At 65.2% G+C, this 4,507-nt stretch carries 5 protein-coding genes; 3 read left to right on the top strand and 2 right to left on the bottom strand.

The window, feature by feature from the left end:
• A partial coding sequence (locus F6S12_RS29940) for an AMP-binding protein (RefSeq protein WP_315869701.1) occupies nucleotides 1-403 on the bottom strand: 403 nt, incomplete at its 3' end.
• Between the two features lie 81 nt (nucleotides 404-484).
• Complete coding sequence (locus tag F6S12_RS29935; RefSeq protein ID WP_148057353.1) at nucleotides 485-766, bottom strand: hypothetical protein; 282 nt, start codon at nucleotides 764-766, stop codon at nucleotides 485-487.
• A 12-nt stretch (nucleotides 767-778) separates the two neighbouring features.
• On the opposite strand from F6S12_RS29935, the gene F6S12_RS29930 reads away from it, so the two are divergent.
• The 3 genes from F6S12_RS29930 to F6S12_RS29920 form a co-directional block, all read left to right on the top strand.
• Nucleotides 779-1,681 (top strand): AraC family transcriptional regulator, encoded by a 903-nt coding sequence (locus tag F6S12_RS29930; RefSeq protein ID WP_011061777.1) that lies wholly within the window; start codon nucleotides 779-781, stop codon nucleotides 1,679-1,681.
• Nucleotides 1,682-1,858: 177 nt separating this feature from the next.
• Nucleotides 1,859-4,090, top strand: a complete 2,232-nt coding sequence (locus F6S12_RS29925; protein WP_315869700.1) for a TonB-dependent siderophore receptor — start codon at nucleotides 1,859-1,861, stop codon at nucleotides 4,088-4,090.
• A 7-nt stretch (nucleotides 4,091-4,097) separates the two neighbouring features.
• Nucleotides 4,098-4,507 (top strand): PepSY domain-containing protein (locus F6S12_RS29920; protein ID WP_315869699.1); only part of this gene is annotated, 410 nt, incomplete at its 3' end.

Here is a 4,507-nt window from a genome sequence, read left to right as displayed (position 1 = left end):
CGGCGCAGAAGTAGGCCCGGGCCTGGGCGAACTCGCAGAAGCGGCCGATTTCCAGGTGCCGGTGGGCCGGCAGCGCGAAGATCGGCCGCACCCCGAGGCGGTAAAGGGCAAAGCAGACTTCGACGAAGGCCGCACTGTTGGGCAGTTGCAGCACCACGTTGTCGCCGGCCCGCAGCCCCAGCCGGTACAGGCCGGCGGCCAGTTGGTCGACCCGCAGGTCCAGTTGCCGGTAGCTCAGGTGCTGCTCGCCCTCGGTCAGTGCTTCACGCTCGGCAAAGGCCTGGGCGGCGCTGCGCAGCAGGTCGCCAAAGGTTTCGTCGCGCCAGTAGCCGGCCTGGCGGTAGCGCTGGGCGAAGTCTTCGGGCCAAGAGGGGCAATCCTTGAGGTCATCGAAAGTGGACATGCTGTCTCCTGATGTTTTTTACGCAAAAAGCGGCCCCGGACCTGAGAGATCAGGCCCCTGGAATGAGCTGGGAATCCGCCGTCAGGGGTGGCGGGAATGAAGAGTCGCCGGCGGTCCTGCGGCGCTGTCGAGCAAGGGGTCGTCCATGGGAGGCTGCCGTGCCTGGAAATGAGAGTGATTATTAATAGGCAATTTGCCGGACCCGGCAATCGGCAGGACATTCGTTTGCGCGGCTTTTTCTTTTGATTGCGCGGCGCGCCCCGGAAAGAGCGCGGCAGGACGGTGCTCGAAGGCTAAAGGATAATCATTCTTAATTACAGAAAGGCAATTTCCTGCTAGCGTATGGCCTCTTTTCAGGTCCACAGGGAGTTCGCCATGCTCAGCCCCAACGCTGCGCCGCAGCCTGTCAAAAGGGATTCCACCCTGCACTTTCCCAACCCGCAGCACACCGGGTCGGCCGCTGTAGTCCCGGAGGTCACCCTCTCCACCGGGACCGTGCTGATGGACAGCCAGATGTGGATGCAGGAGCCGCTCTGGGAAGGCCTGAAAATCATCCTGGTGCTCAGCGGCCAGCTCAATTGCCGGGTCGAAGGCCAGCCCGAAGTGGAGATCCGCGGGCCGACCCTGTGCGCCGTGGCCAACCAGGGCGAGCACTGCGGCGACCACCTGTTCGCCAGCGGCGTGCCGGTGCGCTACACCACGGTGCAGCTGGACTTCCCCTCGATCCGCAATGTCGGCCTGGAACCCGAGCGCCTGCTCGATCAGCGCGGCGGCGGCCCGATGCTGTTCTGCCAGCCGGCGAGCAAACCGCTGCTGGCCCTGGCGCAACAGATCTTCACCTGCCCGCTGCAGGGCCCGACCCGCTCCTTCTACCTGGGTGGCAAGGCCCTGGAACTCACCGCCCTGGGGGTCGAGGGGATTCTCGCCCAGGCCGAATCCAGGCCACTGCAGGACAGCCCATGCAGCTCGGCGGACATCGAGCGCATCCATGCCGCCCGTGACCTGCTGCTCAACTCATTGCAGGATTCGCCTTCGCTGTCGGAGCTGTCGCGCCAGGTGGGCCTGAACCCGCGCAAGCTCACCGCCGGTTTCCGTCAGGTGTTTGGCACCAGCGTCTATGCCTACCTGCAGGAGCAGCGCCTGGGCGAGGCCTATCGCTTGCTGGCCAGTGGCGAGACCAATGTCTCCAGCGCGGCCTATCGGGTCGGCTACAGCCCGGCGCATTTCTCCACGGCCTTTCGCAAGCGCTTCGGGGTGTCGCCCAAGTCCTTGCGTTGAGCCCGCTCCTGCTCGAGCCTGCTCCATCCAAAGCTGCGCCTGGTGATCCGGGCGCCCTCCCCGCGCCGTACCGCAAACGAAAGAAATGGTCGCTCAAGCCAAAGTTTTAGCCCGCAACCCAAGCTCACAAATGAGATACGTTTGCATTCTCATTTAATCCCCATCACGGAGTGAAGCATGGGTAGCCGCGTTGCGCACCGAAACACCTCAGGTTGTCCCGTCAATTGTGTGGTCTCGCGTCCGGCTCTGGGCCGCAACCCGCTGGCGTGCCTGATCCACGGCCTGGCCCTGGGCCTCTCGCTGACCCAGGCCGGCGCCGCGCTGGCCGCCGATGGCGATACCGACCAGGACCACGCCCTGACCCTGGACACCAGCGTGATCAGCGCCACCCAGCCCGACTCCGCCACCGGGCCGCAGGCCGGTTACGTGGCCAAGCGCAGCCTCAGCGGGACCAAGACCGATGCCAGCCTGAGCGAAATTCCCCAGTCGATCTCCGTGATCACCCGTGACCAGATGGATGCCCAGCAGGTGCAGTCGGTGAACGAGGCGCTGCGCTACACCGCCGGGGTCCAGGCCAATACCACTGCCGCCAGCCAGCGCTTCGACACCCTCTCGATCCGCGGTTTCGACGTCACCACCGGCATGCTCCGCGATGGCCTCAAGGGCAATACCGCCCAGGCCTGGCCCAAGGTCGAAGCCTATGGCCTGGAGCGCATCGATGTGCTCAAGGGCCCGGCCTCGGTGCTGTTCGGGCAGAACTCGCCGGGGGGCGTGGTCAACCAGATCAGCAAGCGCCCGCTGGACAAGCCCTTCCATGAAGTGCAGATCCAGGGGGGCAGCTTCGACCGAGCCCAGGGCCAGTTCGACTTCAGCGGGCCGCTGGATGATGAAGGGCAATTCCTCTATCGCCTGGTGGGCCTGGAGCGCGACAGCGGCACCCAGTTCGATCACATCAAGGACGACAAACAGTACTTCGCGCCCTCCTTCACCTGGAAGCCCAACGACGACACCAGCCTGACCCTGCTGGCCGACTACACCCAGGACACGTTCGGCGCGCCGCGGGTGTTCCTGCCGGCCCAGGGCACCCTGCTTGGCAACCCCAATGGCAAGGTCAGGCACAACGTCTTCCTCGATGAACCGGGGCTGGACAACGACCGCACCCAGTACTCCCTGGGCTACCTGCTGGAGCACCGCCTGAATGACGTCTGGAGCCTCAATTCCAGCGCCCGCTACGGCCACGTCAACCTGCTGACCAACACCGCCAGCGGCATGTCCCTGGCTCCGGACCTGCGCACCCTGAACCGCGCTGCCTATCGCTTTCGCATCGTCGGCGACACCTACTCCCTGGACAACAATGCCCAGGCCCGCTGGAACCTGGGCAGCACGCAAATGGTGTCGCTTTTGGGGATCGACTACCGGCGCACCCGCGAGGACTACTACCTGCGCGGCGGCTCGGCTTCGCCCATCGACATCTATAACCCGGTGCACGGCGGCGTGTTCGACCCCAGCCCCCCCTTCACCAACACCGTGCAGCGCGCCGATCAGGTCGGGGTCTACGCCCAGCAGCAGTTCACCTTCGATGAGCATTGGGTGCTCACCGTCGGCGGACGCCAGGACCGCTCCAGCGCCCGAACCGATAACCGCATGAACGACAGCGGCAGCAAGCAGGACGACGAAAAGTTCACCTACCGCACCGGGCTGGTGTACCTGGCGGACAACGGCCTGGCGCCCTACATCAGCTATTCCACGTCCTTCGACCCGGTGCTGGGCACCAACTTCTACGGCACGCCGTACAAGCCCACCAGCGCCAAGCAATCGGAAGTGGGGGTCAAGTACCAGCCGCCGGGCATCGACAGCTACATCACCCTGTCGCTGTTCGACCTGACCCAGGAAAACGTCCTGACCACCGACCCGGCCCAACGCCTGAACAAGATCCAGACCGGCGAGATCAACGTGCGCGGCATCGAGCTCGAAGGCAAGGCCAGCCTGGCCCGGGGCCTGGACCTGCTGGCGGCGCTGACCTACAACGACGCCGAGGTGAGCAAGAGCAACAACCCGCTGGAGAAGGGCAAACGCCCCACCGACACCCCGGAAAAAATGGCCTCGCTGTGGGCCGACTACACCTTGCCCGAAGGCCCCCTCAGCGGCCTGGGCTTTGGCGCCGGGGTGCGTTACATCGGCTCCACCGAGGCCGATGCCGCCAACACCCAGCGCGTGCCCTCCTACACCTTGCTGGACGCGGCGGTGCACTACGACTTCGACAAGCTGATCCCGGCGGCCAAGGGCCTGCGCCTGGCGGTGAATGCCACCAACCTCACCGACAAGCACTATTACGAAGGCTGCTCGCTGACCAATTGCAGCGCCGGTTATGACCGCAGTGTCATCGCCAGCCTGCGCTATCGCTGGTAAGCCGCCGATGCTGTCCATGCGTAATATCTGGCTCAGGCTGCACCGCTGGCTGGCCCTGTGCCTGGGGCTGTTCCTCGCGCTGCTGGGCCTCAGTGGTTCGCTGCTGGAGCTCAAGGGGCCGATCCTGCGCTGGGAGGTCGGTGCGCAGATGCTGCAACTGGCCCCTGGCGAGCATGGCACGCTGCTGCAACAGGACGCCTGGATCAGGGCCGCCTCCGACGCCTACCCGCAACTGCACAAGGTCTTCGGCGCAGCCCCACCGCGCCAGGGCTTTCTCGAATCGGACAATGTGATCGTCTTCGGGGCCCTCAAGGAGCGTCCCGGCACCGGCATCGCCATGATCGATCCTTATAGCGGCGAACCCCGGGGCTTCTTCGTCTTCGAGGACCTGTGGCCGGCCTGCTGGTGCTGTGGCTG

The sequence above is a fragment of the Pseudomonas sp. JV245A genome, assembly GCF_032424515.1.
GTDB lineage: Bacteria > Pseudomonadota > Gammaproteobacteria > Pseudomonadales > Pseudomonadaceae > Aquipseudomonas > Aquipseudomonas protegens.
Note: the sequence above shows the minus strand (reverse complement) of the source record. Positions and strands in the feature narration are given on the sequence as shown.